25 protein-coding genes and 3 riboswitches are annotated in these 26,466 nt (G+C 70.2%); of the genes, 8 read left to right on the top strand and 17 right to left on the bottom strand.

Features of this window, described 5'->3' with window-relative positions:
* Positions 1 to 18 precede the first annotated feature (18 nt).
* Together LVY72_RS15735 and LVY72_RS15730 are read right to left on the bottom strand one after the other, a co-directional pair.
* Positions 19 to 300, bottom strand: coding sequence for a hypothetical protein (locus LVY72_RS15735; RefSeq protein ID WP_237822576.1), 282 nt, complete (start codon positions 298 to 300; stop codon positions 19 to 21).
* A gap of 83 nt (positions 301 to 383) precedes the next feature.
* A complete protein-coding gene (locus LVY72_RS15730; protein WP_237822574.1) occupies positions 384 to 593 on the bottom strand; it encodes a hypothetical protein in 210 nt (69 codons plus the stop codon).
* Positions 594 to 692: 99 nt separating this feature from the next.
* Here LVY72_RS15730 and LVY72_RS15725 point away from each other — a divergent pair, with 99 nt between their 5' ends.
* Positions 693 to 1,151, top strand: a complete 459-nt coding sequence (locus tag LVY72_RS15725; protein WP_237822572.1) for a MarR family winged helix-turn-helix transcriptional regulator — start codon at positions 693 to 695, stop codon at positions 1,149 to 1,151.
* A 43-nt stretch (positions 1,152 to 1,194) separates the two neighbouring features.
* Here the strand turns inward: LVY72_RS15725 and LVY72_RS15720 are convergent, their stop codons facing one another.
* Positions 1,195 to 4,269 (bottom strand): S8 family serine peptidase, encoded by a 3,075-nt coding sequence (locus LVY72_RS15720; protein ID WP_237822570.1) that lies wholly within the window; start codon positions 4,267 to 4,269, stop codon positions 1,195 to 1,197.
* Positions 4,270 to 4,516: 247 nt separating this feature from the next.
* Here LVY72_RS15720 and LVY72_RS15715 point away from each other — a divergent pair, with 247 nt between their 5' ends.
* Together LVY72_RS15715 and LVY72_RS15710 are read left to right on the top strand one after the other, a co-directional pair.
* Positions 4,517 to 5,488: a 3-methyladenine DNA glycosylase gene (locus tag LVY72_RS15715; protein ID WP_237822568.1), complete on the top strand. Its 972-nt coding sequence runs from the start codon at positions 4,517 to 4,519 to the stop codon at positions 5,486 to 5,488.
* Positions 5,489 to 6,055 (top strand): SSI family serine proteinase inhibitor, encoded by a 567-nt coding sequence (locus LVY72_RS15710; protein WP_237822566.1) that lies wholly within the window; start codon positions 5,489 to 5,491, stop codon positions 6,053 to 6,055. It begins immediately after the preceding gene.
* Here the strand turns inward: LVY72_RS15710 and LVY72_RS24435 are convergent.
* Positions 6,052 to 6,174, bottom strand: coding sequence for a hypothetical protein (locus tag LVY72_RS24435; protein WP_269092605.1), 123 nt, complete (start codon positions 6,172 to 6,174; stop codon positions 6,052 to 6,054). The genes LVY72_RS15710 and LVY72_RS24435 overlap by 4 nt on opposite strands.
* 81 nt (positions 6,175 to 6,255) lie before the next feature.
* On the opposite strand from LVY72_RS24435, the gene purS reads away from it, so the two are divergent.
* The 3 genes from purS to purL are packed head-to-tail and all read left to right on the top strand — an operon-like array spanning position 6,256 to position 9,703.
* Positions 6,256 to 6,528 (top strand): phosphoribosylformylglycinamidine synthase subunit PurS, encoded by a 273-nt coding sequence (purS, locus tag LVY72_RS15705; RefSeq protein ID WP_237822564.1) that lies wholly within the window; start codon positions 6,256 to 6,258, stop codon positions 6,526 to 6,528.
* Complete coding sequence (gene purQ, locus LVY72_RS15700) at positions 6,528 to 7,298, top strand: phosphoribosylformylglycinamidine synthase subunit PurQ (protein WP_237822562.1); 771 nt, start codon at positions 6,528 to 6,530, stop codon at positions 7,296 to 7,298. Before purS ends, purQ begins: the two co-directional genes overlap by 1 nt.
* Positions 7,298 to 9,703 carry a phosphoribosylformylglycinamidine synthase subunit PurL gene (gene purL / locus LVY72_RS15695; protein WP_237822560.1) on the top strand — a complete coding sequence of 802 codons (2,406 nt, stop codon included), beginning with the start codon at positions 7,298 to 7,300 and terminating at the stop codon, positions 9,701 to 9,703. Before purQ ends, purL begins: the two co-directional genes overlap by 1 nt.
* Positions 9,704 to 9,927: 224 nt before the next feature.
* Here purL and LVY72_RS15690 read toward each other — a convergent pair whose 3' ends face one another.
* The 4 genes from LVY72_RS15690 to LVY72_RS15675 form a co-directional block, all read right to left on the bottom strand.
* Complete coding sequence (locus LVY72_RS15690) at positions 9,928 to 10,248, bottom strand: putative quinol monooxygenase (RefSeq protein ID WP_237822558.1); 321 nt, start codon at positions 10,246 to 10,248, stop codon at positions 9,928 to 9,930.
* Entirely contained in the window at positions 10,245 to 10,784 is a 540-nt protein-coding gene (locus LVY72_RS15685) for a DUF1990 domain-containing protein (protein WP_237822555.1), read from the bottom strand. The genes LVY72_RS15690 and LVY72_RS15685 overlap by 4 nt, the downstream gene beginning before the upstream one ends.
* A gap of 77 nt (positions 10,785 to 10,861) precedes the next feature.
* Positions 10,862 to 11,581 (bottom strand): tetratricopeptide repeat protein, encoded by a 720-nt coding sequence (locus LVY72_RS15680; protein ID WP_237822553.1) that lies wholly within the window; start codon positions 11,579 to 11,581, stop codon positions 10,862 to 10,864.
* Complete coding sequence (locus LVY72_RS15675; protein WP_237822552.1) at positions 11,578 to 11,970, bottom strand: MmcQ/YjbR family DNA-binding protein; 393 nt, start codon at positions 11,968 to 11,970, stop codon at positions 11,578 to 11,580. Before LVY72_RS15675 ends, LVY72_RS15680 begins: the two co-directional genes overlap by 4 nt.
* 117 nt (positions 11,971 to 12,087) lie before the next feature.
* On the opposite strand from LVY72_RS15675, the gene LVY72_RS15670 reads away from it, so the two are divergent.
* Positions 12,088 to 12,939 carry a DUF1206 domain-containing protein gene (locus LVY72_RS15670; protein ID WP_237822550.1) on the top strand — a complete coding sequence of 284 codons (852 nt, stop codon included), beginning with the start codon at positions 12,088 to 12,090 and terminating at the stop codon, positions 12,937 to 12,939.
* 23 nt (positions 12,940 to 12,962) lie between these two features.
* Here the strand turns inward: LVY72_RS15670 and LVY72_RS15665 are convergent, their stop codons facing one another.
* From LVY72_RS15665 to LVY72_RS15625, 9 genes are all read right to left on the bottom strand, one after another.
* On the bottom strand, positions 12,963 to 14,366 hold the full coding sequence (locus LVY72_RS15665) for an LLM class flavin-dependent oxidoreductase (protein WP_237822548.1): 1,404 nt from the start codon (positions 14,364 to 14,366) through the stop codon (positions 12,963 to 12,965).
* A 91-nt stretch (positions 14,367 to 14,457) separates the two neighbouring features.
* Positions 14,458 to 14,553: riboswitch (SAM riboswitch) on the bottom strand.
* Between the two features lie 45 nt (positions 14,554 to 14,598).
* Complete coding sequence (locus tag LVY72_RS15660; protein WP_237822546.1) at positions 14,599 to 16,026, bottom strand: NtaA/DmoA family FMN-dependent monooxygenase; 1,428 nt, start codon at positions 16,024 to 16,026, stop codon at positions 14,599 to 14,601.
* Complete coding sequence (locus LVY72_RS15655; protein WP_237822543.1) at positions 16,026 to 17,291, bottom strand: acyl-CoA dehydrogenase family protein; 1,266 nt, start codon at positions 17,289 to 17,291, stop codon at positions 16,026 to 16,028. The genes LVY72_RS15660 and LVY72_RS15655 overlap by 1 nt, the downstream gene beginning before the upstream one ends.
* Positions 17,292 to 17,302: 11 nt before the next feature.
* A complete protein-coding gene (locus LVY72_RS15650; RefSeq protein ID WP_237822541.1) occupies positions 17,303 to 18,952 on the bottom strand; it encodes an ABC transporter ATP-binding protein in 1,650 nt (549 codons plus the stop codon).
* Between the two features lie 8 nt (positions 18,953 to 18,960).
* The gene (locus LVY72_RS15645) at positions 18,961 to 19,836 is read right to left on the bottom strand and encodes an ABC transporter permease (RefSeq protein ID WP_237822539.1); all 876 of its coding nucleotides are present in this window, start codon (positions 19,834 to 19,836) and stop codon (positions 18,961 to 18,963) included.
* Between the two features lie 16 nt (positions 19,837 to 19,852).
* On the bottom strand, positions 19,853 to 20,812 hold the full coding sequence (locus LVY72_RS15640; protein WP_237822537.1) for an ABC transporter permease: 960 nt from the start codon (positions 20,810 to 20,812) through the stop codon (positions 19,853 to 19,855).
* A gap of 8 nt (positions 20,813 to 20,820) precedes the next feature.
* Entirely contained in the window at positions 20,821 to 22,476 is a 1,656-nt protein-coding gene (locus tag LVY72_RS15635; protein WP_237822535.1) for an ABC transporter substrate-binding protein, read from the bottom strand.
* 95 nt (positions 22,477 to 22,571) lie between these two features.
* Positions 22,572 to 22,666: riboswitch (SAM riboswitch) on the bottom strand.
* 119 nt (positions 22,667 to 22,785) lie between these two features.
* A complete protein-coding gene (locus tag LVY72_RS15630) occupies positions 22,786 to 23,202 on the bottom strand; it encodes a CoA-binding protein (RefSeq protein ID WP_237822533.1) in 417 nt (138 codons plus the stop codon).
* Between the two features lie 46 nt (positions 23,203 to 23,248).
* Positions 23,249 to 23,920: a hypothetical protein gene (locus LVY72_RS15625; protein WP_237822530.1), complete on the bottom strand. Its 672-nt coding sequence runs from the start codon at positions 23,918 to 23,920 to the stop codon at positions 23,249 to 23,251.
* Positions 23,921 to 24,122: 202 nt separating this feature from the next.
* Positions 24,123 to 24,216, top strand: a riboswitch (SAM riboswitch).
* 112 nt (positions 24,217 to 24,328) lie between these two features.
* Here LVY72_RS15625 and acs point away from each other — a divergent pair.
* Entirely contained in the window at positions 24,329 to 26,323 is a 1,995-nt protein-coding gene (gene acs / locus LVY72_RS15620) for an acetate--CoA ligase (protein WP_237822528.1), read from the top strand.
* Positions 26,324 to 26,466: the final 143 nt, after the last annotated feature.

Raw genomic sequence — 26,466 nt, 5'->3', positions numbered from 1 at the left:
TCTTTAATTGTTTGCCCTTTAATTGTTCGGACCGGCCTCGGGCGTTGTCCCCGGCGGTATCGGTGTCGCGGCGGCATCAGCCCCGGTGGCCTCGTGGCGCTTGCGGTGGGCATAGGCATGGCCATCCGCATCCCGCTCGATCTCGAATTCGGAGAGCTCGGCCTGCGAGGCGGCCTCGAAATCGTCATGCTTGTGGAGAACGGGCTCATCCATGGCGCCCCGGTCCGCCGGGCCCCAGACCTTCCTGGTCTTGTCCGTCATCGTCATGAAGCGCCGAAGGAAATCAGCCTTTCCGGCCATTCGAATCACCCTCCATCAGGCGGCTGCGATGGCCATATTCTAGCTCGCTTTGGCCGCCATGGGGATGCTCACGCCGGCCCGGGCTACAGCTTTTTGGGCACGATGTACGTGCTGCCGTCCGGCCGCTTCACGGTTTCCCACTGGGAGGCCTCGGCCTCGCGCTGCTTGAGCAGCTCCTGGTTCGCCTCCGTCATCGGATGGTCCACGCCGCTCTTCTGGGCCGGCCCGAAGATCATCCGCAGCTTGCCCGTGAGGTCCATAAACCGTTGCGACAACGACTTCTTCTCTGCCATAACGCGGCCCTTTCTTCCAGTTGTCCGCCGGTGGACTCCCCGACATTGCCATATTACGCTAACTGTTAGTGCATTAACTATTTGAACGGATGTGATCCCATGACCCAGCCTGCAGGCGAAGAAGACCTCCTGCTGGAGCACCAGCTGTGTTTCGCTCTGTCGGTGGCCTCACGCAGCGTGGTGGCCGCCTACCGGCCGGTCCTCGAGGAGCTGGGCCTGACCCATCCGCAGTACCTGGTCATGCTCGCGTTGTGGGAGCAGAGCCCGCGCACGGTCAAGGACCTCTCCGAGGCGCTGCTGCAGGAACCGGCCACCCTCTCCCCCATGCTCAAGCGGCTGGAGGCCGCGGGCCTGGTCACGCGCAGCCGGGTCGCCGGCAACGAGCGGTCACTCGCCGTCGGGCTGACCGCCGACGGCGCCGCGCTGCGCCAGCAGGCGCTCTCCGTGCCGGGCACCATGCTTCAGCGGCTGGGCCTGGACCGCGATGCGCTGCGGGAGCTGAACGGCTCCATGCGGGAGCTGATCCGCGCCTCCCAACTGGCCCTGGCCGCCGACTGAGCGGCTCAGGCGCCCCCTGAGAGTGGGCGGGAGCGCCCCACTCTCAGGGGATGTTCACCGTCAGGGCGGTGCCCGCGCTGTCCCCAAACCGGACTAGCCCGGTCCAGCTGCCGCTGTCCAGTCCGTTCCAGTGGGCCCGGACCTCGCCGGACTGCCCGTTGGCCAGCTCCAGCGGATCCGGATCCACTCCGAGGTTGCCCGCGTCCGAGGTGACCGCGGCGGTGTGCAGCGTCGCGCTGGCCTGCGTGGCCCCCTCCGGCGCTGCGTACAGGTGGGCGTACACGCCGTAGACTCCAGGCTCGGGGGCGGTGATCAGCACCTCTTCCTTGGACCCCGCAGCGGTGGACTGCAGCATCTCGCCGGTCGGCGTGACCACGTACAGGTCCCAGTCCGCACCCTTCGTCGCCGCATCGATGCCCATCCGCGCCAGCGCGGCACCCTCGGGAACCACCAGCCGGGACACCAGCGCGCTGGCATCGTTGATCAGCCCGGGTTCCGGCGTCCGCTCGCCGGTCAGGGCATCGGCCTTGGCCAGGCCGGCCACGGTGAGGTCGAGCGGGTCATTGGTGCCCGACTGCACCTTGATGGCAGCCTCGCCCTTGGTCCCCTCGGACTGCACGACGACGCTTTGCTGCGCCCGCACGGCCACCGGCCGGACCGCCACCGGCGACGTCACCGTCCGGCCGGCGCCCGACCAGATCAGCTCGCCCATGGCGAATTCACCGAAGGCCGCGCCCGCGTTCTTGAAGGTCACGGTAAAGCTGGCCTTGTCCCCCTTGTCCAGCTTCAGCACGGCCGGCTCCACCCGGACCTCGATGCCCGGCACGTCCGCGGAGACCGTGTAGCGGCCGGCTTCCAGGGCTGTCACGGTCCGCTTCACCGATACCTCGCCGACCAGCGTCCCAAGCGCGAACGAGGGCACATTGGCGTCCTTGGCCGCGATGTTGATCTTCGGGTCCATGCCTAGGTTGATGCCCGATCCCTGCAGCAGGCCGGCCCAGTCGCTCAGGCTGGCATCGTAGGCCAGCCCGGGGCTGGCCATCCGCTCCGGGTCCACCTCGCCGGCCCCGGTGGCGAAGTTGTCATGGTTGACCGAGCCGTTATCGGTGACCACGTCCGCCGCGGTGGTCATCAGCGCCGACTTGACGATCGCGGGCGACCAGTCGGGATTCTTGGCCAGCAGCAGGGCCCCGAGGCCCGCCACCTGGGGAGCAGCCATGGAGGTGCCCGAGAGGAAACCGAATTCCTCCCCGCCGTTGATCGGGGACACCCCGGCCAGCACCCCGACGCCCGGGGCGGCCAAGTCCGGCTTGAGCAGGTCCGAATTCACGGCGTTGGACGGGCCGCGCGAGGAGAAGGCGGCCATCTGCGGGAGCGGGGGCTCCTTCTTCCCGGTCGTGTCGTGGTCCACCAGCGCGGCGGTCAGCTTCGGATTGCCGGCGACCTTGTCCACGATGCCCGGGTCGTTGATGTGCACCGTCGGCACCGCGTGCAGGTCCAGATCCAGCGAATTCGGCGTCAGGTTGACCAGCACCATGCCCACGCCGCCGGCCTGCTTGACGGCCTCGGACTTGTCCACGCGGGGATTGACGCCGCGGACGCAGACGACGATCTTGCCCTTGACCTTGGCCTTGTTGAGCTTGCCCGGGATGCAGAGCCGGGCGTCGTTGACCTCGTCCGTGGCCGGGTTGCCGTCGTCGGCCACCGGGGCGTCGCTGGAAAGCAGGATGCCCGCCTTCTTCACTTCCTTGTTCATGATCGAGGCGCCGCGGTACTTGCTGCCGTCGGAGAGTTCCACGGTGCCCTGCAGCGCATTGGAGAAGGTGCTGGCCCCCACGGTGGTAATCCACGGGGCGCTGTGGTTGACCGTGGCGGACGCGGGGCCTTCGTTGCCGGCCGAGGCGGAGATGAAAATCCCCATCCGCGCGGCGGACAGGAAGGCCATCGCCACCGGGTCGCTGATGGTGGTGTTGTCGCCCGAGATGGAGAAGTTCAGCACGTCCACGCCGTCCCGGACCGCCTGGTCGATGGCGGCGACCGCGGCGGAGGTGTAGCAGCCGCTGGCGCCCGGGTTCGCCCCGGTCCAGCAGATCTTGTAGACGGCAACCTTCGCCGCCGGCGCCACGCCGGAGCCGATGCCGAAGTTGCGCCCGCCCACTTCGGTCTTCACCCCGAAGTTGCCCGCCGCGGTGCTGGCGGTATGGGTGCCGTGCCCTTCGGTGTCCAGCGGCGAGATCGATTCCTTGGGCCCCTTGCCGCCGGTTTGCGGGTCCGTGAGGAACTCCTCGGCGTAGTAGCGGGCACCGAGCACCTTGCTGTTGCACTCGGTGCCGTTGAACCCGGAACCGGACTCGCCGGCCTGGCACTTGCCCTTGAATACGGAGCCGTCCGCCTTGAGCATGGCGATCTCGCCGTCCGCGTTGAGGTAGGGCGCCCCGACCACGGGCCGCTGCTTGCCCTTGAGCGGCTCAACCTTGTCCCCGGCGAAGAACGGGTTGTCCGGCGTGTAGCCGGTGTCCAGGACGCCGACGACGGTGCCGGCCCCGGCCTTCTTCTCCGAACCGAACTGCTGCTTCCAGACGCCCTTGCCGCCGGGCAGGCCCAGGAACTCGGTGCTCGAATAGTCCGGCTGGAACTTCTGGTCCTTGGCCACGACGGCGACCCCGGCGGCCTTGGTCAGCGCGGCAGCCTGCAGCCCGCTCAGGTTCGCCACGAAACCGTTGACGGCCGTCGTGAAGCTGGCGCTGATCTTGACGCCTTCGGACTGCGCCAGCTGCTGCTGCTCGCGCTCGAGGTGCTGCCGGTACTTGACGGCGTTGGGGCTCTCGTCGTCGAGCCCTTCCCCCTCGGCCGGCTTCGTGGCCGGCAGCCCGGCCACGCCGCCGTCGTAGGTGGCCAGCGGATCCGCGTCCAGCATCACGATGTAGCGGCCGTCCTCGTACGGCTCGGGCACCGCCCCGGGGTCCACCTTCGGGTCCGCCGGGGCGGTCTTCCCATCCTGCGTGGGTACGGCGGTGGCGGCGGCGCCGGAGGAGAACATCAGGGCACTGCCTAAGGCCAGCGTCAGGGCGGCGCGCAGCCGCGGCCTGCGCACAAAGCCTATGCCTTGCGTTTTCATGAGAGGGAGCCGCCTTTCACCTGTTTCAGAGCCAGACCAACTCGGCCTCATCGCGCAGACCTAGTTTGAGCCAAAAATACTCCATCCGGGAATCCCTATGAAGCTATTGGGCCATGTCAACGGCGTGTTGGGGCCGAATTCACCAGCAGCGCTTGGCCTGTTTCCATATGCAACCATTGACCACTGCGGGCGCGGATGATAATGGGTCTGCCTGCTGCAAAGCGCGCCGTGCTGCGATAATAGGGGCATGCGTCAGACCCCGTCCGTCCGGCCGGCCGTCCTGCCCGAGCGGCAGTGGCTGGCCCGCGCCGAGGCCCACCGGCGGCGGGCCGGCAGGTTCACCGAACCGTACCTGCAGCGCCGCTCGGCCGGCCGCCGGCATCCGGTGGAGGATTTCCTCTTCACCTACTACAACCACAAGCCGGGCCAGCTGCAGCGCTGGCACCCCGGGGCCGGCACGGTGGTGGCCGGTCCCGCGGCGGCCGAACGGGCCGGCTGGAAGTACTACCGCGGCCTGACCGACGGCGAACGGCTCGACGCCGGCCTGGCCCCGGATACCGCCGCGGCCGCCTTCGACACCGCGGCGTTCCTGGCCGACCGGTCCGCCACGGTGGACTTCGTCCGGATCATCCTGGCCGGCACCGCCGCCCGGCCGGCCCGGTTCTCCTGCTTCGGGCTGCACGAGTGGGCGATGGCCTACAAGTCCGCGGCCAACGGGATCCGGCACGACTACCTGGACCTGCGGCTGGGCGCGGACGGGACGGACGCGGTGGTGGAGGCCAGCCGGATCGGCTGCTCGCACTTCGACGCCTTCCGCTTCTATGCCCCGCAGGCGGTGCCGCTGAACACCCTGCGGCCCACCCGGGAGAACCAGCGCCTGATGGAACAGCCCGGCTGCCTGCACGCCAACATGGACCTGTACAAGTGGGCCTACAAGCTCGCCCCGGCGCTGCCGGGCGAACTGGTGCTGGACTGCTTCGAGCTGGCCTGGCGGATCCGGGAAATGGACATGCAGGCCTCCCCGTACGATCTGTCCGGCTGGGGCTACGACGCGATCGAGATCGAGACGGCGCCGGGGCGGGCGCGCTATGCTGCGGCACAGCGGGCCTTCGCCGCCGAGGCACAGGTACTGCGCGGCAGGCTGCTCCGGGCACTGGACGCGGTGCAGGAACCGAAGCCCGGACGCGGCCCGGACCTACCGGATGAACCGATTGGGTGAATGACCATGACGCAGTGCCGGCACCACACATTCCTCCGGGTACTCCCCAAGGCCGCCGCGGCGGCGGCCGGGATCGCCCTGCTGCTGGCCGGCTGCGGCGGTCCCGGCGGGCCCGCGCCGTCGCCCTCGGCCACCACACCGCCGCCGGCCACGCAGCCGGCGCCGGGAACCCCGCCCCCGGCCACACCGCCGTCGAGCCCGGGACCAACCAAGGGAGCCGCCGTGACCGATGCCAGCCTGAAGATCGTGATGTCCACCCAGGGGGTGGCCGGCAGCCAGGAGCAGGTGCTGGTCTGCGTGGACTCCCGGCCCACGGCCAAGTCCACCGTCAGCAACCCGGAGGCCGCGTGCGCCGCGCTGGCCAAGTCCGGCGACGCGGTCTTCTTTGCGCCGCCGAACCCCAACCGGGCCTGCACGCAGCAGTACGGCGGACCGCAGCAGGCGCGCGTCACCGGCACACTGAACGGCAAGCCGGTGGACAAGGTGTTCTCCCTGACCGACGGCTGCCGGATCGCCGAATGGCAGGCCATGCAGGCGCTGTTCGGGGACTTCGGTCCCGGCGTCTAGCGTCCTGCCTGGCGCAGCCGGCGGTCCTGTTTGATCTTCTGGATCACCATCCGGGCCAGGCCGGCCACCACGGCGGCGGCCAGGATAGGGAGCAGAAGTGACTTAGGTCTCTCGGCCATGGCCTTATGGTAGGCCCGGTAGAATGGGACTGCCCAGCTTCCCTGGAAGATCCACACTGCCCCACGCACAGGAGTTACCGGATGCCCCGGATCATTGTCGATGTCATGCCCAAACCCGAAATCCTCGATCCGCAGGGTAAGGCCATTGCCGGTGCGCTGCAGCGCCTGGGCCAGACGGGTTTCAGCGCCGTCCGCCAGGGCAAGCGGTTCGAACTGACCGTGGACGGCGAGGTCACCGAGGAGGTCCTCGAGCAGGCCCGCCACGCGGCCGTCACGCTGCTGTCCAACCCGGTGATCGAGGACGTCACCCGGGTCGAGGTCGTCAAGGACGCCACCATCGGGGTCAGCGAGTAATGAGCGAGACTCCCCTGATCGGCGACTTCTCGCCCGCCCCCGACGCGGGCCTGTCCGGCGCCCGGATCGGCGTCATCACCTTCCCCGGCACGCTCGACGACGCCGACGCCGCCCGCGCCGTGCGGCTGGCCGGCGGCACCGCGGTCAGCCTCTGGCACGGCGACCATGACCTGCAGGGCGTGGACGCGGTCATCCTGCCCGGCGGCTTCTCCTACGGCGACTACCTGCGCGCCGGCGCCATCTCCCGCTTCGCGCCGGTAATGGAACAGGTCGTTGACGGCGCCAAGGGCGGGCTGCCCGTGCTGGGCATCTGCAACGGCTTCCAGGTCCTCACCGAGGCGCACCTGCTGCCCGGCTCGATGATCAAGAACAACCACCTGCACTTCGTTTGCCGGGACCAGAAGCTGCGGGTGGAGAACAACTCCACCGCCTGGACCGCCGAGTACGCCGCCGGGTCCGAGATCGTGGTGCCGCTGAAGAACCAGGACGGCCAGTACGTCGCGGACGAGAAGACCCTGGACGAGCTCGAGGGCGAGGGCCGCGTGGTGTTCCGCTACGTGGACGTGAATCCCAACGGCTCCCGCCGCGACATCGCCGGCATCACCAACGCCGCGGGCAACGTCGTCGGCCTGATGCCGCACCCCGAGCACGCGGTGGAGGCCGGCTACGGCCCGGACTCCTCGGCCTTCGGCCCCGTCGGCGTGCGCGGCGGTACCGACGGACTGGGCATGTTCACCTCTGTTTTGAAGAAGATCGTGGGGGCCAACTGATGAGCGACCTTAACCAGCGAGTCCAGAGCCGGCTGGAGACCCCCGCCGAGGCCCGGAACGAGCACGGGCACCACCTCGGCGGCCCGGCCGACGCCGTCGAACATATCGAGGGCCGCAAGTTCAACATCGACACGGTCGAACACGCCGCGGCCACCCCGGACACCCCGCTGCCCTGGGCCGAACTGGGCCTGAAGGAAGACGAGTACAACCGCGTGGTCGAGATCCTCGGCCGCCGCCCCACCGCCGCCGAGCTGGCGATGTACTCGGTGATGTGGAGCGAGCACTGCTCCTACAAGTCCTCCAAGGTGCACCTGCGCCAGTTCGGCGACAAGGTCACCGAGGAGATGAAGAAGGACATGCTGGTGGGCATCGGCGAGAACGCCGGCGTCACCAACCTCGGCGACGGCTGGGCCGTGACCTTCAAGGTCGAGTCCCACAACCACCCGTCCTTCGTGGAGCCCTACCAGGGCGCCGCCACCGGCATCGGTGGCATTGTCCGCGACATCATCTCGATGGGTGCCCGGCCGGTGGCCGTGATGGACCCGCTGCGCTTCGGCGCCGTGGACCACCCGGACACCGCCCGCCTGGTCCACGGGATCGTGGCCGGCATCGGCGGCTACGGCAACAGCCTGGGCCTGCCCAACATCGGCGGCGAAGTGGTCTTCGACTCGGTCTACCAGGGCAACCCGCTGGTGAACGCGCTGGCCGTGGGCGTGATGCGGCACGAGGACATCCGGCTGGCCAACGCCTCCGGCGCCGGCAACAAGGTGGTGCTCTTCGGCGCGCGCACCGGCGGCGACGGCATCGGCGGCGCCTCGGTGCTGGCCTCGGAGTCCTTCGACGACTCCAAGCCGGCCAAGCGCCCGGCCGTCCAGGTGGGCGACCCGTTCGCCGAGAAGGTGCTGATCGAGTGCTGCCTGGAGCTGTTCAAGGCCTCCGTGGTGGAAGGCATCCAGGACCTCGGCGCCGCGGGCATCTCCTGCGCCACCTCCGAACTGGCCTCCAACGGCGACGGCGGCATGCACATCGAGCTGACCTCCGTGCTGCTGCGTGACCCGACCCTGACCCCGGGCGAAATCCTGATGTCCGAGTCGCAGGAACGCATGATGGCCGTGGTGACGCCGCAGAACGTCGAGGCGTTCGAGGCGATCCTGGCCAAGTGGAACGTGGAGTACTCCTGGCTCGGCGAGGTCACCGGCACCGGCCGGCTGATCATCGACTGGAACGGCGAGACCATCGTGGACGTGGATCCGCGCACCGTGGCCCACGAGGGCCCGGTCTACGAGCGCCCATACCACCGCCCCGAGTGGCTCGACGGCGTGCAGGCGGACGCCTTCGCCGGCTCGGCCGCCGACGCCTCCCGTCCCGCCTCCGGCGAGGAGCTCAAGGCTGCGGTGCTGGAGCTGATGGCCTCCCCGAACATGTGCGCCAAGGACTGGATCACCAACCAGTACGACCGCTACGTGCGCGGCAACACCGCGCTGGCGATGCCCGACGACGCCGGGGTCATCCGCGTGGACGAAACCACCGGCATGGGCGTGGCGCTGTCCACCGACTGCAACGGCCGCTACGCCTACCTGGACCCGTACACCGGCGCCCAGCTGGCGCTGGCCGAGTCCTACCGCAACGTCGCCACCGCCGGCGCCGTGCCGATGGCGGTCACCGACTGCCTGAACTTCGGTTCCCCGGAGGACCCCGAGGTGATGTGGCAGTTCGCCGAGGCCGTGCGCGGGCTCTCCGACGCCTGCATGACGCTGGGCGTGCCGGTCACCGGCGGCAACGTCTCGCTGTACAACCAGACCGGCGGCGTGGCCATCCACCCGACCCCGGTGGTCGGCGTGCTGGGCAAGTTCGACGACGTCGCCCGCCGCACGCCGTCGGGCTGGCGCGAGGACGGCCAGGCGATCTACCTGATGGGCACCACCCGGGACGAACTGGACGGCTCCGAATGGGCCAACCTGCGCGGGCACCTCGGCGGCAAGCCGCCGGTGCTGGACCTGGCGGCCGAGAAGCTGCTCGGCGAGCTGCTGATCAACGCCTCGCGCGACGGCATGATCGACGCCGCGCACGACCTGTCCGAGGGCGGCCTCGCCGCGGCCCTGTCCGAGATGGCCCTGCGCTTCGGCGTCGGCGCCCGGATCGGCCTGGGCGAGCTGTGCGAACGCGACGGCGTGGACCTGTTCACCGCGCTGTTCAGCGAATCCCAGGCCCGCGCCGTCGTCGCCGTGGCCCGCAGCGAAGAGGTCCGGTTCAAGGACATGTGCACTGCCCGGGGCTTCGCGCACCTGCGGATCGGCGTGGTGGACACGCAGAACGAGGCGCTGGACTTCCAGGGCCAGTTCAGCCTGCCGCTGGCCGAGCTGAAGGAAGCGCACGAGGGCACCCTGCCCAAGTACTTCGCCTAACCTTCCGCTTCAGGAACAGGTAACGGCGGCGGCCCCTTTGCGAAGGGGCCGCCGCCGCTTTCATGCCCGGGGTCCTCCAACTCCAAATTTGCTCCAAATCAAAATTTTGATTTGGACTTTGAGTAGCCTAGCCTCTACCCGCTTGCCCTACAAGGAATATGATCCGTGCGGTGGGCGTCAAAGGCCCACCGCACGGATCAATCCACTGGTACGATTCGAGGGGCCTACGCCACCGTCATTTCGCCCATCTCGTCCCAGCCTTCGCCCTCGATCTGGCGGCTGATAATCCGCGGGGTTGCCTGCAGGTACTGCGGCTGCTCGGCCATCGCCTTCTTGAAGTGCGCGCTGTTGACGTGCGCCGCGGCGGCGTCGTCCTTGAAGGCCTCGACGAGCACGTACTCGTTGGGGTCCTCTACGCTGCGCGACCAGTCTGACCAAAGATTCCCGGGCTCGGCGCGGGTGGCCTCGGTAAACTCCCGCACCAGCTCCGGGAAGTTGTCGGCGTATTCGGGCTGGACCTTGAACTTGACCACGATGAAAATCATGGCTCCATCCTGCCAGATGCCAGGAGCCGGGCGGCCTGCAGGTAGCGGCGGGTGGCCAGTGCCTGGCAGGCGGAGGCCACCGGGGCTCCGGCCCGGAAGAACCAGTTCGCGTGCCGGCTGAAGGCAAACAGGTCGAACCAGACCGTGCCGTCCGGTTCCATTACCGCGACGAAGCTTTCCTCCCCGCGTTCGGGGTGCCCGGGCAGAGTGCCATAGCCGAAGCCGGTGCGCCGGCTCGCTCCGGACCGCTCGTCATTCTCGGCCCAGACTACCTGGCAGGGAATCCGCAGCCGGAGCGGACCCAGACCGAAGCGCGAGGCCATGCGCACGCCCGCCGCCGCGCGCGGCGTCGCCGGGTCCACCCGCAGCCCGGCCAGCCGGTGCAGCTGCCAGCCCATGATGCCCTCGGCCAACGCTGCATAGGCCCGCGGTCCGCGGCCGACGGCGATGCGGTGCCGGGCGACCCGGTAGCCGTCCGGTGCCTGGTGCTGCCGGGTCAGGCCCTGTTCGGTATAGGTCAGGCCGGATCCTTCCATCCTCCGAGCCTACCCCGGACCGGGTTGCCCCTTAACGACCGTTTCAGCGGTGAAAAGGGCGTTAAGTGTCAGGTCGGTTAGGAGGGGTGGTGCTCCTGGAGGCGGAGTTCCTCCTGCACGTCCGGATCATCCGGGCGGGCTTCGGCCAGGTGGTGCAGGATGGCCAGCGCCTCGTCATGCCGGCCCAGCGCGCGCAGGCTGCGCGCCACCGCCCAGCGGGCCCGGTGCAGCTCGTCCTCGCCGCCGTGGGCGCGGGCCGCGTCCTCGGCCAGCTGGAACTGCTCGTGGGCGCCGACGTAGTCGTGCTTGTCCAGCAGTACCTGGCCTAGGTTCGCATACAGTCCGATGGCCAGCCGGCGCACCCGCTCGTCGTCCGAGCGGTACAGGACGGCCAGCGCCGCAGCGGTATGCTCCCCGGCCCGGTGCGGGTCCGCCAGCGCCGCCATGGACAGCGCGTCCACCGCCAGGAAGTCATGGCCGAAGTCCCCGGCCCGGCGGGCTGCCTCCTCGAACAGGGGCAGGGCCTGGCTGTGCCTGCCCAGGGCATGCAGGATCCGGCCGCGCTCGAGCAGCACCCGCAGCCGCACCACCGGAGCGTCGTCGTCGATCCGCGCCAGCATGTCCAGGGCCTCGTCGTGGCGGCCCTGCAGCCCCAGCGCGCGGGCGATCTGGGTGGCCAGTTCGTTCCGGTCCGAGCGCAGCGCGAACTGGTTGGTGTCCGCGTCCCGCAGCCGCTGCTCGGTGCCGTGCGGATCCGAGGAATCCCACAGTTCGTTCAGCCGTTCCTGGGGAATCACCGGCCCTCCTCGGCCAGCCGCTGCCAGCCCAGGGCCTCGCGGTCCTGCCGCGGCAGGCCGGCGACCACCAGGTCGTAGGAGTCTTCGATCAGGTCACGGACCATGCCGTCGGGCAGCTTCCCGTCCAGCCGCACCCCGTTCCAGTGGGTCTTGTTCATGTGGTACGCGCCGGTAATTTCCGGATGGGCCGCACGCAGCTGCTGGGCCAGGGCCGGCTCGCACTTCAGGCTCACGCTCAATGGCTCGGCACCCAGGTCGGACAGGGCGAACATGCGCGCGGCCGAGGCCCCCGCCCGGACCTTGAAGACCGAGGCGTCCGGGCCGAAGGGAAAGTCCTCGAAGGCGCCCGGCAGCGACAGGCAGAACGAGCGAAGGGAGGATCCGTCCACAGTTCGAGGGTACTCCCGCACCGTGCCGGCCGGTACCCGGACCGGCTGTCCAGCGGGACGTTGAAGTGGGACGATGGTGCCGCGGGGACAACAGCGGCAGGCGGATGGAGGATCGGCGTGGACGATGCCACGGAGGGTGCCGAAGGGCGGGGCATGCAGGCAGCCCGCGAGGTCTCGGGCGCGGCAGAGCGGGCCAAGCAGTCCAAGGCCTTCCAGGCCGTGGCCCGGTGCGGCTGGGCGGCCAATGGCCTGCTGCACCTGCTCATCGGCTACATCGCGCTCCGGCTGGCCTTCGGCCACGCCGGCGAGGCGGACCAGTCCGGCGCCGTCGGCCAGCTGGCCGCAACCCCGGGCGGCGTGGTCCTGTTGTGGGCCGGTTTGGCCGCGGGGGCCGCGCTGGCGCTGTGGCAGGTCAGCGAGGCGGTCTTCGGCGGCAGACGGTTCGAGGGCCGGGACCGGCTGAAGTACCGGGTCAAGTCGGCGGGCCTCGCCGTCGTCTTCGCCCTACTGGCCGCGACCTTCGGCAGCTTTGCCCTGGGCGGCGGCACCGACAGCGGGGAAAAGACCCAGGACGCCAGCACGGCCCTGATGCAGGCGCCCGCAGGCGCGGTGCTGCTGTTCCTGGTCGGCGCCGGGATCGCGGCCGCCGGCGTCTTTTACGTAGTCAAGGGTGCACGGGGTAAGTTCCGTGACGACCTGCGGCAGCTGCCGGCCGGGACCCTGGGCCGGGCCGTGACCTGGACCGGAACGGCCGGCTACATCGGCAAGGGACTGGCCCTGGTCGTGCTGGGCATCCTCTTCGCGGTGGCCGCCGTCAGGCACGATCCGGCCCAGGCGACCGGGCTGGACGGCGCGCTCAAGGGGCTGCGGGACCAGCCCTTCGGCGACGCCGCGCTGATTGTGGTGGCGCTGGGACTGATCTGCTACGGCCTGTACCTGGGCGCCCGGGCCCGCTACGGCAAGATGTAAGCGGGCCCGGAGCCGGGGTGCCGTTAGAGCTTCGCCAGGGCCTCGAGGCGGTAGTTGGCGGCGCGGTGGTTCTCGGGCAGCTTGTCGCCGCGGCCGAACAGCTTGTTCCGCAGCGTGCCCGGGGCGTACTCGGTCGGGTAGGCGCCCAGCTTCTGCAGCTCGGGCACCACGAACTCGACGATGTCCTCGAACGTGCCCGGGGTGATCGCGTAGGCCAGGTTGAAGCCGTCGACGTCGGTCTCCTCGACCCACTCGACGAGCTTGGCGGCCACCTCGGCACCGGAACCGACGGTGATCGGGCCGAAACCGCCGACGCCGACCCATTCGGCCAGCTGGCGGATCGTCCACGGCTTGCCGGTGTCGCCGGACGCCTTCTGGAAGGTCTCCACCGAGGACTGGATGGCGTTGGACTTCACGTTGTCACCGATCACGTCGTCCGGGCCGTAGGTGGACAGGTCCACGCCCATCCAGCCGGAGATCAGGGCCAGCGCGCCGTCGATGTCGGCGTAGGACTTGTAGTCCTCGAACTTCGCCTGCGCGGTGGCGCTGTCCGGGCCGGTCACCACGGTCTGCATGGTGTAGATGCGGATGTCGTAGCGGTCGCGCCCGGCTGCCTCGGCCGCGTCGCGGATCTTCTTCACCGTGGCGGCGAGCATTTCCTTCGTCGGGCAGGTGACGAAGACGGCCTCGGCGTTCTGCGCGGCGAACTTCATCCCGCGCGGGGAGGCGCCGGCCTGGAAGATCACCGGGGTGCGCTGCGGGCTCGGCTCGGTGATCGCGATGCCGGGAACCTTGAAGTACTTGCCCTCGTGGCGGATCTCGTGGACCTTGGCCGGGTCGGTGAAGATCCCGCGCTCGCGGTCCTTGACCACGGCGTCGTCCTCCCAGGAGCCCTCGAGGAGCTTGTAGACGACCTCCATGTACTCGTCCGCGTGGTTGTAGCGCTCGTCGTGCTCGAGCTGGTCCTCCTGGCCCATGTTGCGCGCGGCCGAGGGCAGGTAGCCGGTGACCACGTTCCAGCCGACGCGGCCGTTGGTCAGGTGGTCCAGGGTGGCCAGCCGGCGGGAGAACGGGTACGGGTGCTCGTAGGCGGTGCCCGCGGTGACGCCGAAGCCGAGGTTCTCGGTGACCGCGGCCATCGCCGAGACCAGCAGGAACGGATCGTTGACCGGGACCTGGGCGGCGGTGCGCAGCGGCACCTCGTTGGTGCCGCCGAAGACGTCGTAGGTGCCCAGCACGTCGGCGATGAACAGCCCGTCGAACAGGCCCTTCTCCAGCACCTTGGCCAGATGGGTCCAGTAGCCGATGGTGTTGTAGTCGGCGGACTTGTCCTGCGGGTGGCGCCACAGGCCCGGGGACTGGTGCCCGACGCAGTTCATGTCGAAGGCGTTGAAACGGACGTGGCGCTGGGCTGCCGCTGCTGTCATGTCAGACTCCTCTTGATCCGACCGTGAAGAGCCTGCACGCCGGTTCCGCGGCACCCGAAGGTGCCGCGGTGACCAACGAAAAGTTCGTGCTTCTCCATCGGTCCTGGCAGTAGCACCCTTGCTCCGGTGAAGGAGGGGGTTGCTGCGGCGTCACAGAGCCAGGTCTCTCAGCCGCTCGGGATGGTTACCTCTTCATTGGACACCCTGACCGGGGCGGACACGAAATCCGATGTCACAGTCGGTAACCCGCTCCGGCGGCTGCCGGCGGCCGTTCGGTGGCGGCGGCAGCGTACTGGCCGAAGGCCCCGCGGAACCTGGCCGCCGGGTGGGAGTCCTCCAGCAGCGGCCCGCGGCCGAAGACTTTCTCGCGCAGCGTGCCCGGACGGTACTCGGTCTGGGCCAGGCCCCGCCGGCGCAGTTCGGGCAGCACCCCCTCGATGAAATCGGTGTAGGAGCCGGGCAGGATCTGGTTCATCACGTTGACGCCGTCGATCCCCGCGTCCTGCCAGCGCTGAAGCTCATCCACGATCTGCTCCGGGGTGCCGGCGATCTGCTGGGCCTTGGCCCGGTAGCGGGCCAGGTCCCCGATGGTCGGCTTGCCGCCGGGCACCGAGGCGATCGCGGCCTCCAGCACGCCCCGGGCGCCTTCGGTGGCCACCTCGCCCAGCGGCGTGTCCAGCGGCAGGCCGCCGAGGTCGACGCCGATGCCGCCGCCGATGTGGGCGATGATCGCGTGCAGGTCCAGGTACTCGTCGTACTCGGCCTCCTTGCGCCGGACCTCGGCCTCGGTGCTGCCGACGACGAAGGACAGCCCGGCGAAGATCTTCACGTCGCCCGGCGTCCGGCCCGCTTCCGCCTCCAGCGCGCGGACCGCCGCGGCCTGCTTGCGCACGTAGTCGGTGTGCGGGGCGAAGAGGAAGGTCGCCTCGGCGTTGGCCGCGGCGAAGCGCCGGCCGCGGGTGGAGCTGCCGGCCTGGAACAGGAACGGCGTGCGCTGCGGGCTGGGAATGGCCAGGTGCGGGCCCTCGATCGAGTAGCGCGCCCCGCGGTGGTGGATCTTGTGCACCTTCGCCGGGTCGGCGTAGATGCCGCTGGCCTTGTCGGCCAGCACCGCATCGTCCGCCCAGGAGCCTTCCCAGAGCTTGTAGGCGGCCTCCACGTATTCGTCGGCCCAGTCGTAGCGGTCGTCGTGCGCGGCCAGCCCGTCGGCGCCGAAGTTCCGGTGCGAGTTCTCCAGCACGCTGGTGACGATGTTCCAGGCCGCCCGGCCGCCGCTCAGGTGGTCCAGGGTGGAGAGTTGGCGGGCCAGCTGGAACGGGTCGGACTGGATCACGGAACTGGTCATGGCCAGGCCGATCTCGCGGGTCACCGCGGCCAGCGCCGAGCACAGCACCAGCGGATCGTGCGCCGGGACCTGCATGCCCTTGCGCACCAGCGAGGCCCAGCCGCCCTCGTGGTTGCCGTAGAGGCCGACGACGTCGGCGAAGAACATCGCGTCGAACTTGGCGTCCTCCAGCTGCCGGGCCAGGTCGGTCCACAACGGCAGCTCGTGGAAGCGGTGCTGCTGCGCCTCCGGATGCCGCCACTGCCCGCCGAGGATGTGGCTGGAGGTGTTCATCAGGAAGGCGCTGAGCAGCAGCCGGGGCCGTGCGTCCGCCATCAGGCCGCTCCCCCGTCACGTCCGGCGTGCGACGCCGGGGCCTCGCCGATGCTGTTCAGCCCGGTGGGGATGGTGCCGTTGATGTGGAAGTCGCCCACCGAGCGGGCCTTGAACGCGACCGGATTGTGGGTGGCCACCGTCCGGGCGTTGCGCCAGTGCCGGTCCAGGGCCTTGCCGCGGCTGGTCGCCGAGGCACCGGTGACGTCGAACAGCTCGCCGGTGGCGGCAAGCACCAGCGAGGGCACCGTGACGTGGGCCTGCTGCACGCCGAGCTCGGCACGCAGGAAGGCGGCCTCGGCGTCGAGCCCCAACTGCGGGTCGACGGCGGCATCCAGGTCGCGGGCGGCGGCGGTGACCACCGCCTCGGCGGCGTACACCTTGGCCGCCAGCAGTCCCACGTGCTCCTGGATCAGCGGGTCGTCGCGGAACAGCTGGCCGGAGCCGGTGTTGAAGGTGCGGGTGCGGTGGCGGACCAGCCCGGCGGCGTCATTCAGCGCGGCCCGGCCGATGCCCACCAGCACGGCCAGCAGGCACAGCTGGAAGAAGGCCGGCTCCAGCGTGCTGGAGACCTTGCGCGCGATGATGTCCTCGGCGGCCACCTCGACGTCGTCGAACACCGCGGTGCCGGTGCCGGTCAACGGCTGGCCGAAGCCGTCCCAGTCATCGAGGATCCGCACGCGCGGATCGTCCGTGCGGACCAGCGCGTACTGGCGGCCCTCCACGCCCTCGGTGCTGGCCATGACCACCACCCAGTCGGCGAAGATCGAGCCGGTGGTGTAGTACTTCTCCCCGGCCAGCAGCCAGCGGCCGTCCACCAGGCGCAGCTTGGTCTGCGTGCTGCCCAGTGCGTTGCCGCCGCGCTCGGTGGCGGCGTTGCCGAAGATCTCGCCGGCCGCTACGCGCGGGAACCAGCGCTGCTGGAAGGCGCGAGGCTGCAGGGCGATGGTCTCCACGAAGGAGAAGTGCGAGCGCAGCAGGTGGCTGACGTTGGAATCGGCCTCGGCCAGCTCGATCAGCAGCCGGAACAGGTGCTCGTGGCTGACCGGGTCGCCGCCGAATTCGGCCGGCAGCCGCAGTGTGGTGAAGCCGGCCTCCTTGAGCCAGCGGACCTGCTCGTGCGGCAGGATGCGCTGCTGCTCGCGCTCCAGCGCACCGGCGGCGATGCGCGCGAAGACCGGGCGGAAGCGTTGGGCCAGGGCGGCGTAGCGGGCCTCATCGGGTGCTGCGGCGGGGCGGGTGGCCGGTTCGGTGACGGTGGTGCTCATACGTGGTCCTTTCAATGGTTGGTGGCGCCGGCGAGGCCGCGCAGCCGGTGGCCCGGGTTGGAATCCAGCAGCAGACGGGTGTATTCGTGCTGCGGGTCGCCGAAGATGCCGGCGGTCGGCCCGGTCTCGACCAGCCGGCCGCCGCGCATGACGCCGACCTGGTCGGAGATGCGTTCGACCACGTGCAGGTCGTGCGAGATGAACAGGTAGGTCAGCTTCAGTTCGCGCTGCAGTTCCTGGAGCAGGGCCAGGATCTGGGCCTGGGTCAGCACGTCCAGCGCGGAGAGGGCCTCGTCCAGGACCAGCGCCTTCGCGCCCAGCGCCAGCGCGCGGGCGATGGCCACGCGCTGGCGCTGACCGCCGGAGAGCTCCATCGGGCGGGCTGCGGCGGCATGGTCGGGCAGGTTGACCTGTTCGAGCAGTTCGGCCACCCGCTCCCGCCGGGCGGCCCGGTCGCCCAGGCCGAAGTTCAGCAGCGGTTCGGCGATGATGTCGCGGATCCGCAGCCGCGGGTCCAGCGCCGAGTCCGGGTTCTGGTAGACCAGCTGCAGGGTGCGCCACAGGTCGCGTTTGCCGCGCCCGTCCAGCCCGGTCACGTCGCGCCCGTCGACCAGGACGCTGCCCTCGGTCGGGTCCAGCAGCCGCATCAGCATGCGGGCGGTGGTGGACTTCCCGGACCCGGACTCGCCCACGAGCGAGAAGGTGGTGCCCGGCCGGACGCCGAAGGACACCGCATCGACGGCGCGATGTTCGATGCCGCCGCGGCCGAAGACCTTCACCAGCCCGCGCGCCTCGAGGGCGAAGGCCGGGGCCGGCCCGCCCTCCTCCGCGGACGCGGCCGGGGCAGCGGCGCGGGCCGGGGCCGCCTCCGCCAACAGCCGCACGGTGTACTCGTCCTCGGGCCGGCTGAGGATCTCGGCCACGGCGCGGTCCTCGCGGATGCGCCCGCCGCGCATCACCACAATGCGGTCCGCATGGTCGGTGGCGACGGCCAGGTCATGGGTGACGAACACGACCGCGGTGCCGAATTCCTTGGCCAGCCGGTCGAAGACCTCCAGCACGGTGCGCTGGACGGTGACGTCCAGCGCCGACGTCGGCTCGTCGGCGATCAGCACCTGCGGGCGCAGGCTGAACCCGATGGCGATCAGCACGCGCTGCTTCAGGCCGCCGGAGAGTTCGTGCGGGTACTGCCGCAGCCGCTCCTCGGGGCGGTCGATCCCCACCATGGTGAGCAGCCGGATGACCTCGGCGCGCAGTTCGCGCCGGGTCCGGCGGCGCCCGTCCCGGTGCAGCCGGAACACCTCGGCCACCTGGGAGCCGATGGTCCGGACCGGGTCCAGTGAGGCACCCGGGTCCTGCGGCACCAGCCCGATCCGCCGGCCGCGGATCCGGGTCAGCTGCTTCTCGGTCAGCCCGGCCAGGTCCGTGCCGTCGAAGTCGATGCTGCCGGCGGCAATCCGGGCGGTGGCCGGCAGCAGGCCGAGGATGGACCTGGCCAGCGTGGTCTTGCCCGAGCCGGACTCGCCGACCAGCGCCACGATCTCCCCCGGCTTCAGGTCCAGGTCGACGCCGTCGACGGCGGCGCGACCGGGTTCGTACTCGACGCGCAGCCCGCGCACGGCCAGCAGCGGGGCGGCCGGCTCGGTGGTGATGGTGCCCATGGGTCCTCCTAGAACCGGAAAATTTTCAGCAGCTGGCGGCCGAGCCCGGCCAGCAGGACGACGGTGGCGACAATGACCAGGCCCGGCAGGCTGGTCATCCACCAGGCGCTGCCCAGGTACTGGCGGCCTTCGGCGATCAGCAGGCCCCACTCCGGCGTCGGCGGCGGGGCGCCGAAGCCGAGGAAGCCGAGGCCGGAGATGGCCAGGATGGCGGCGCCCAGGTCCACCGCCAGCAGCGCCAGCACCGGCCCGGTGGCGTTGGGCAGGATGTGCCGCAGGATCACGGTGCGGTAGGTGCCGCCGCTGAGGAAGGCCGCCTCGACGAAGTCCAGGTTGCGCACGCGCAGCACCTCGGACCGGACCACGCGGGCGAAGGAGGCGATCGAGGCGATCCCCACCCCGACGCCGAGGGAGACCGGCCCCGGTTCGAACGCGGTGACCACGATCAGCGAGATCAGGAAGCCGGGTACGGCCAGCAGCACGTCGACCAGCCGCATGGTCGCCGCGTCGGCGGCGCGCCCGGCGGTGGCAGCGGCCAGGCCGACGGCGGTGCCCGCGACCAGGCCGACCAGCACGGCGAGCCCGGCGGTCAGCAGGGTCTGCGAGGTGCCGTGCACCACCCGGGTGTAGACATCGCGGCCGAGGTGGTCGGTGCCGAACCAGTGTCCGCCGCTGGGCGGCTGGAACTTCTCGGCGCCGACCCCGGCGATCGGGTCCTGCCAGCTGAACAGGGCCGGGAACAGGGCCCAGCACAGCACCAGCAGCAGGGGTACCGCGGTCAGCCACAGACGGGCGCGGCCGGCGCCGGCACGGCGGGCGGCGCCGCGGACGGGACCCGCCGTCGTCGTCGTTGTTGTTTCTGTTTCGTTGAACTGCAGGGTCATGGCGGGCTCGCTTCGCTCAGACGCCCAGGGCCCGCGGGGAGCCCTGGCCGTTGGATTTGAGGATGCGCGGATCAAGCAGCGGGTAGAGCAGGTCCACGAGGAGGTTGACGGCGACGAAGACGGTGGCGGTCAGCAGCACCAGCCCCTGCACCAGCGGCACATCCTGGGTGGTCACCGCCTGCAGCACCACGGCGCCGAGGCCGGAGCGGGCGAAGACGGTCTCGGTGATGACCGAGCCGGCCAGCAGCGTCCCGACGGTGATGCCGGTGATCGTCGCCGCCGGCCCGGCCGCATTCTTCAGCGCATGGTGGAAGAAGATCCAGGCGGCCGAGGCGCCCTTGGCCCGCAGCACATCGATGAACGGCTGGTTGTAGACCGTGTCGATGCTCTTGAGCAGCACCTGGGCGATCGGGGCCGAAACGTGCACGCCGAGGACGAACACCGGCACCGCCAGGGACAGGAAGGACCCGTCCGGGAACAGGGACATTACGCCCCAGCGGATGGAGAGCAGCTCCAGCAGCACCAGCCCCAGCCAGAACACCGGCACGGCAGCGAACAGCGGCGGCAGGTTGGTCAGCAGCTTCCGCAGCGCCGCCGAGCGGGTCAGCGTGGCCGCCGCCACCACCGCCAGGGCGAGCCCGACGGCGGTGGCGAAGGCGGACAACGCCAGCGCGAGGGTGGAACCGATGACCCCGCCGATGCGCGCGGCCACCGGTTCCCCCGAGGCCAGGGAGTAGCCGACGTCGCCGTGGAGCAGGCCGCCCAGCTGGGCGAAGTACTGGACCGGCAGCGGCTGGTCGTAGCCGTACTGGCGCTTCATGTTGTCGATGGTGGCCTGGTCCACGGCGGCATCCGTGCTCAGGAAGATCGTCACCGGGTCGCCGGGCAACAGCTGCACGGCGAGGAAGATGACGGTGTAGGCCAGCCAGACAACGAGCAGCGCCTGCCCGATCCGTAGTGCGACGTAGCGTCCCATGGCCTTACCTACCCGTTGGCCTTCCAGGCACCCTGGAAGATCGGCGCGGTGCCGGAGGTGAACTCGACGTGGGTGCCCTCGTGAGCGCCGTAGACCTGGACCTCGTCCCACAGCACCAGGGCCAGGGCCTTGTCCGTGACCAGCGCGCGCTGTTCCTCGGCCACCAGTTCCTTGTGCTTGTCCGCGTCGGCGGCGGCACGCTCGTCGGCGAACAGCGCGTTAAGCTCCTTGTCGGCGTTCAGCGTCTGGGTGTTGGTCTCCGGGCCGAAGACCGGGCCCAGGCCGCCGTAGGCGAACTGGCGGGTGCCGAAGAACTCGACCTTGGGGTCCTGCAGCGCGGTGGCCAGGAAGGTGTTGTCGGCCGCCCGGTTGACCAGCTTAACGCCGATCGCCCGCCACTGCTGCTCGATCAGCTCGAACGCCGGCTTGATCACCACCGAGTTGTTCGAGGTGGTGACGGTGACTTCCAGCTTCCGGCCGTCCTTGGCCCGGATGCCGTCCGCGCCCGGGACCCAGCCGGCCTCGTCCAGCAGCTTCTTGGCCTGCTCCGGGTTGTAGGCCAGGTCGGCCGAGAGGTCCACGAAGCCGGGGGCCTTGTGGTTGAGGATGGAGCCGGCGATCTGGTAGCTGTCCGAGAGCACGGTGTCCTTCAGCGCCTGCCGGTCGATGCCGACCTGCAGGGCCCGGCGCACCTTCTCGTCGGCGAGCTTGCCGCTGCCAATGCGCACCGCCGCCGTGTTGGCGGTCAGGTCGATGCCCGGTGCCGGCAGCACCTGGTTGCCGCTGCTGGCGACGGCGGCTTCGTCGGCCGGCTGCAGGCCGCGGACCAGGTCCACCTGGCCGCTCTGCACGGCGCCGGCCCGGTGGGCGACCTCGGGCAGGTACTTCACCACGACCTTGTCCAGGTAGGCGGCGCCCTGGTTCTTGGCGGTCTCCGGCGCCCACTTGTAGTCGGCGCGCTTGGCCAGCACAACCTCCTCGTCCGGCTTTTCGGACTCGTAGACGAACGGGCCGGAACCGGAGATCTGCTTGATGTCCGACTGCCCGGCGTTGTCCAGCTCCAGCGTCTTGGGCGAGACCAGACCGGCGGCCACCGACGAGGTGGCGCGCAGGAAGTTGGCGTCGGCGCTCTTCAGCTGCACCTTCACGGTGTCCTGGTCCACCACCTCGGCGGACTTGTACGCGGAGAAGTCCACGTTCGGCTGGATCTGCGCCTTCTCGACACCCTTGCCCAGCGCGTCCAGGTTGGCCTTGACGGCGGCGGCGTCCAGCTTCGTGCCGTCGCTGAAGGTCACGCCCGGCTTCAGGTCGAAGGTGAACTCGGTGTTGTCCCCGTTGGCCTTGAAGGAGGAGGCGATCCACGGCACCAGCTTGCCGGACTCGGCGTCGAAATAGGTCAGCCGGTCCAGCACGCTGTTGAGTACGTTGGCCTTCTCGTAGAACCGCGCGGACTGGGTCTGGAAATTGTTGATCGGCGTGACCTCGGCGTACACCAGGGTGCCGCCCTTCACCGGCTCGCTGCTGCCGGCCGCGGACTGGGTGGTACCGCCGGCGTTGCCGCCGCAGGCGGTCAGCAGCAGCGCGGCGGCCCCCAGCAGCGCTGCGGCCTGCAGCCGGCGGACGCGGCGCGGGGCACGGGACCCCTCGGATTCCTGAATAGCCATCGAAGGCTCCTCTCGGTCATGACCGAGGAATGCCGCAGGCACAGCCGGGCCGGCCGCGCAGGGCACGGCAGGGACCAACGGGAGGGCTTGGGCAGACTCCATCGGCCCTGGCATTAGCACCGTCTTCCCCGCAAGGGGGCGGTTGCTGCGGCGTCACGGAGCCAGGTCTCTCAGCCGCTCTGGATGGTTACGCAGCCAGTCTGCCCGGGCCGGGACCGGAGTGGGAAACAGTTTGCGTCACATTTCAAAACAAGTCACGCGGCGCCACAAAAAGCGGGCGCACCGGCGCCGTGCCGTAGGGTATGCGCGCTAAAGTCCCATCCGCGGGGCCTCGATCGCCGGGCAGGTGTCCATCACGACGTCGAGCCCGGCCGCCGCGGCGCGTGCGGCCGCCGCTTCGTCCACCACGCCCAGCTGCAGCCAGACGGCTTTCGCGCCGGCCTCGATCGCCTGGTCCACGACCGGACCGACCTTCTGTGAGTTCACGAAGCAGTCCACCACGTCGACGCCGCCCGGAATCTCCGCCAGCGTCCGGTAGCCGACCTCCCCGTCGAACTCCTCGCCCCTGAGGTTCACCGGAACGATTTCCATCCCGAGACCGTCGCGCAGGAAGCGGGCGACGCCGGGGGCGACCCGGTGCGGGTTCGCGGAGAGCCCGACGACGGCCCAGCGCGCCGGCGTGGTGAGCAGCCGCCGGATGACTTCGGGATCATTGACATGTGCCATACCGCCAGCCTAGAGAGCGCACGGGATGCGGAACAGTGCCAGACCCCTACGGCACCAGGAAGTGTCCCCGGACCAGGAACTGCGCGGCGTCGGCGAGCAGCACCAGCGCGGCTACAGCCAGGCACGCCGTCGCCACGGTGCCCGCCACCGGGGCGAACCGGGACCAGATCCGGTTCAGGCGGGCTACGGCGCTGCGGTGCCGGCCCGCGGCCACGGCCACCCCCAGGAGGGTCAGCGGGGCCTGGGACAGCGCTGCCCACGCCACCCAGCCCGGGACGGCCAGCACCGGCGGCTGCCCGGCCGAGGCCACCACCATAACGTCGAACGGCAGGTCAAAGACCACGATGGCCACGAAGCCCGCTGCCGTCGCGTACAGCCCCCAGGGCGAGCGGACCTCGCGGCTGGACTCCGGGCGGCGCCGGCGCAGCGCCCGGTACAGGGCCCAGCCGCCGAGTCCGAGGGCGAGCTCCACCCAGGCGGCTACGGCCCCGCCCCGGGCGAGGGCATGCCAGTCCACGCGGCCCAGGCGCGCGCCGCCGATCACGGTGAGCACCAGGCCCCACGCGGCGGTGCCGCCAATGAGCAGGGCCGCGAACCCCAGCACGTGCCGGCGCCGGAAGCCGGCGGCCAGGGCGGCCGCCGCGATCAGCGCCGGCGCGGGGTCGAAGCCGCCCAAGGCGGTCAGGACCACGACGGAGAGATACTGGAGGGCGGTCACCGGCGTCGTTGTCCCCCGATTTCCCCGGCGCGGAAAATTCCGGACTGCCCCCTGCCCATCCGCACCCTCCAGCCCGTTGCCGGCCGCCCCGGGGAACACCGGGCCGGCACACCCTCTATCCTGCTATACGCGGACCGGCCGTTTGTTACGGTGCGTGAGGAACCGGTTTGACCATCGGCCGCAGCATGCCGTTTCCTTGAGGGAACCATCCCGAGCGGCTAAGAGACCTGGCTCCGCGACGCCGCAGCAACCCCTCCCCTTGGGAGCGAGGGTGCTACCGCCAGGATCGATGGAGACTTTCCGGCCGCCGCGGCGGGCCCTTCTGCGGCCCGCGCGCAGGGACCGACTGCTTCACCGGCAGCTTCGGGACACAGTCAACGGCTAGAGGAAATGGGCGGTCGAATACACATGGGCGCAATTGCCGGCATCGAAGCAGCGGCAGAGGTTCAGACACCGGACGAGGCGGCACGCATTGCGTTCTGGGAGGACGCGGCCCGCCGGCTGGACTGGGCCGAACCGTGGCACACCGCGCACACCTTCGAGCCGGCCCGCCGGCTGAGCGGCCCCGAAGTGTCCGACGAAGACGCCGAGTACACGATTCCCCGGATCGAGTGGTTCGCCGGCGGCAAGCTCAACGTGGCCTACAACTGCGTGGACCGCCATGTGGCCGCCGGCCGCGGGGACAAGGTTGCCCTGTATTTCGAGGGCGAACCGGGCGACCGACGCGCCGTCACCTACGCGGACCTGCAGAAGGAAGTCGCCAAGGCCGCCAACGCGCTGCTCGCCCTGGGCATCGGCAAGGGCGACCGGGTGATCATCTACCTGCCGGTGATCGTCGAGACGATTGTCATCACGCTGGCCTGCGCCCGGATCGGCGCCGTGCACTCGCTGGTCTTCGGCGGCTTCTCGGCCGAGGCACTGAAGTTCCGCGTCGAGGACACCCGCGCCAAGCTGCTGGTCACCACCGACGGCCAGTTCCGCCGCGGAACGGCCGTCCCGGTCAAGGCCAACGCGGACGAGGCGGTCTCCGGGGACAACGCCATCGAACACGTGCTGGTCATCAACCGCACCGGCCACAAGGACGTCAACTGGGTCGAGGGCCGGGACCTGTGGTGGGACGACGTCGTCGGCCCCGCCCCGGACGTGCACGAACCGGAGGCGTTCGACGCCGAAACCCCGCTGTTCATCATGTACACCTCCGGCACCACCGGCCAGCCCAAGGGCCTGGTGCATACCTCGGGCGGCTACCTGACGCAGGCCTCCTGGAGCCACGAATTCCTCTTCTCGCACCCGGATCCGGCCCGGCGGGAGCAGGACGTGCACTGGTGCACCGCCGACCTGGCCTGGGTCACCGCGCACACCTACGAGATCTACGGCCCGCTCTCCAACGGCGTCACCCAGGTCATCTACGAGGGCACGCCGAACACCCCGCATCCGGGCCGGCACTTCGAGGTGATCGAACGCTACAAGGTGACCTCGTACTACACGGCGCCCACCCTGGTCCGCTCGCTGATGGGCTGGTTCCCCGAGGGCATTCCGGCGGAGCACGACCTGTCCTCGATCCGGCTTTGCGGCACCGTCGGCGAGGCGGTGAACCCGGAGGCGTGGAAGTGGCTGCGCAGCCAGGTCGGCCGCGACACGTCCGGCGGCGTGCCGATGGTGGACACCTGGTGGCAGTCCGAGACCGGCGCCACCGTGCTCTCGCCGCGCCAGGACGACGCAGCGTTCAAGCCCGGCTGCGCCACCCGGGCCCTGCCGGGCCTGGCCGTGGACATTGTCGACGACGCCGGCAGCACCGTGCCTGCCAACGTGCAGGGCTACATCGTGGTCACCAAGACCGGCCCGGCGATGGCCCGCACCGTGTGGGGCAACCCGCAGCGCTACCTGGACTCCTACTGGCGCAAGTATGCCGAACAGGGCTGGTTCCTGGCCGGGGACGGCGCCCGCTTCGACGCGGACGGGGACGTGTGGATCCTGGGCCGGGTGGACGACGTCATCAACATCTCCGGGCACCGGCTCTCCACCATCGAGATCGAGTCCGCGCTGGTCTCCCATCCGGCCGTGGTGGAGGCGGGTGTGTGCCCGACGTTCGATGCCAAGACCGGCCACGCCGCCACCGCGTTCGTGGTGCCGCTGGATAAGTCGCTGATCGGCCCGGATGCGCCCGCAGAGCGGGTTGCGGCGACCGTGGCCGCCCTGCGCGAGCACGTCGCGGTGCAGATCGGCCCGATCGCCAAGCCGCGCGAGATCGTGTTCGTCCCGGACGTGCCCAAGACCCGCTCCGGCAAGATCATGCGCCGGCTGCTGACCCAGCTGTTCGAGGGCAGCACCCTGGGCGACACCACCTCGCTGCAGAACGAGCCGTGCATCGCCGAGATCAAGGCGATCTGCGAGGCCCGGTAGGCAGGCCCGCCCCAGGTCCAGCCCTCCGTGCCGCGCCGCCCGTTCCGCGCCGCCCTGCTTTAGGCTTCAAGCTCTGCGAATTCCCTAGGCGGACTCAATCGGTGGGTGCAATTTGTGCGGTTGTGCTCAGGCTACCTTGGGCA

The organism is Arthrobacter hankyongi (assembly GCF_022012395.1).
Classification (GTDB): Bacteria; Actinomycetota; Actinomycetes; order Actinomycetales; family Micrococcaceae; genus Crystallibacter; species Crystallibacter hankyongi.
Note: the sequence above shows the minus strand (reverse complement) of the source record. Positions and strands in the feature narration are given on the sequence as shown.

Bases quoted from the DNA above. Each gene is read 5' to 3' on its own strand.
- LVY72_RS15735 (WP_237822576.1), bottom strand. From the start codon at position 300: ATGGCCGGAAAGGCTGATTTCCTTCGGCGCTTCATGACGATGACGGAC.
- LVY72_RS15730 (WP_237822574.1), bottom strand. From the start codon at position 593: ATGGCAGAGAAGAAGTCGTTGTCGCAACGGTTTATGGACCTCACGGGC.
- LVY72_RS15725 (WP_237822572.1), top strand. From the start codon at position 693: ATGACCCAGCCTGCAGGCGAAGAAGACCTCCTGCTGGAGCACCAGCTG.
- LVY72_RS15720 (WP_237822570.1), bottom strand. From the start codon at position 4,269: ATGAAAACGCAAGGCATAGGCTTTGTGCGCAGGCCGCGGCTGCGCGCC.
- LVY72_RS15715 (WP_237822568.1), top strand. From the start codon at position 4,517: ATGCGTCAGACCCCGTCCGTCCGGCCGGCCGTCCTGCCCGAGCGGCAG.
- LVY72_RS15710 (WP_237822566.1), top strand. From the start codon at position 5,489: ATGACCATGACGCAGTGCCGGCACCACACATTCCTCCGGGTACTCCCC.
- LVY72_RS24435 (WP_269092605.1), bottom strand. From the start codon at position 6,174: ATGGCCGAGAGACCTAAGTCACTTCTGCTCCCTATCCTGGCCGCCGCC.
- purS (WP_237822564.1), top strand. From the start codon at position 6,256: ATGCCCCGGATCATTGTCGATGTCATGCCCAAACCCGAAATCCTCGAT.
- purQ (WP_237822562.1), top strand. From the start codon at position 6,528: ATGAGCGAGACTCCCCTGATCGGCGACTTCTCGCCCGCCCCCGACGCG.
- purL (WP_237822560.1), top strand. From the start codon at position 7,298: ATGAGCGACCTTAACCAGCGAGTCCAGAGCCGGCTGGAGACCCCCGCC.
- LVY72_RS15690 (WP_237822558.1), bottom strand. From the start codon at position 10,248: ATGATTTTCATCGTGGTCAAGTTCAAGGTCCAGCCCGAATACGCCGAC.
- LVY72_RS15685 (WP_237822555.1), bottom strand. From the start codon at position 10,784: ATGGAAGGATCCGGCCTGACCTATACCGAACAGGGCCTGACCCGGCAG.
- LVY72_RS15665 (WP_237822548.1), bottom strand. From the start codon at position 14,366: ATGACAGCAGCGGCAGCCCAGCGCCACGTCCGTTTCAACGCCTTCGAC.
- LVY72_RS15660 (WP_237822546.1), bottom strand. From the start codon at position 16,026: ATGGCGGACGCACGGCCCCGGCTGCTGCTCAGCGCCTTCCTGATGAAC.
- LVY72_RS15655 (WP_237822543.1), bottom strand. From the start codon at position 17,291: ATGAGCACCACCGTCACCGAACCGGCCACCCGCCCCGCCGCAGCACCC.
- LVY72_RS15650 (WP_237822541.1), bottom strand. From the start codon at position 18,952: ATGGGCACCATCACCACCGAGCCGGCCGCCCCGCTGCTGGCCGTGCGC.
- LVY72_RS15645 (WP_237822539.1), bottom strand. From the start codon at position 19,836: ATGACCCTGCAGTTCAACGAAACAGAAACAACAACGACGACGACGGCG.
- LVY72_RS15640 (WP_237822537.1), bottom strand. From the start codon at position 20,812: ATGGGACGCTACGTCGCACTACGGATCGGGCAGGCGCTGCTCGTTGTC.
- LVY72_RS15635 (WP_237822535.1), bottom strand. From the start codon at position 22,476: ATGGCTATTCAGGAATCCGAGGGGTCCCGTGCCCCGCGCCGCGTCCGC.
- LVY72_RS15630 (WP_237822533.1), bottom strand. From the start codon at position 23,202: ATGGCACATGTCAATGATCCCGAAGTCATCCGGCGGCTGCTCACCACG.
- acs (WP_237822528.1), top strand. From the start codon at position 24,329: ATGGGCGCAATTGCCGGCATCGAAGCAGCGGCAGAGGTTCAGACACCG.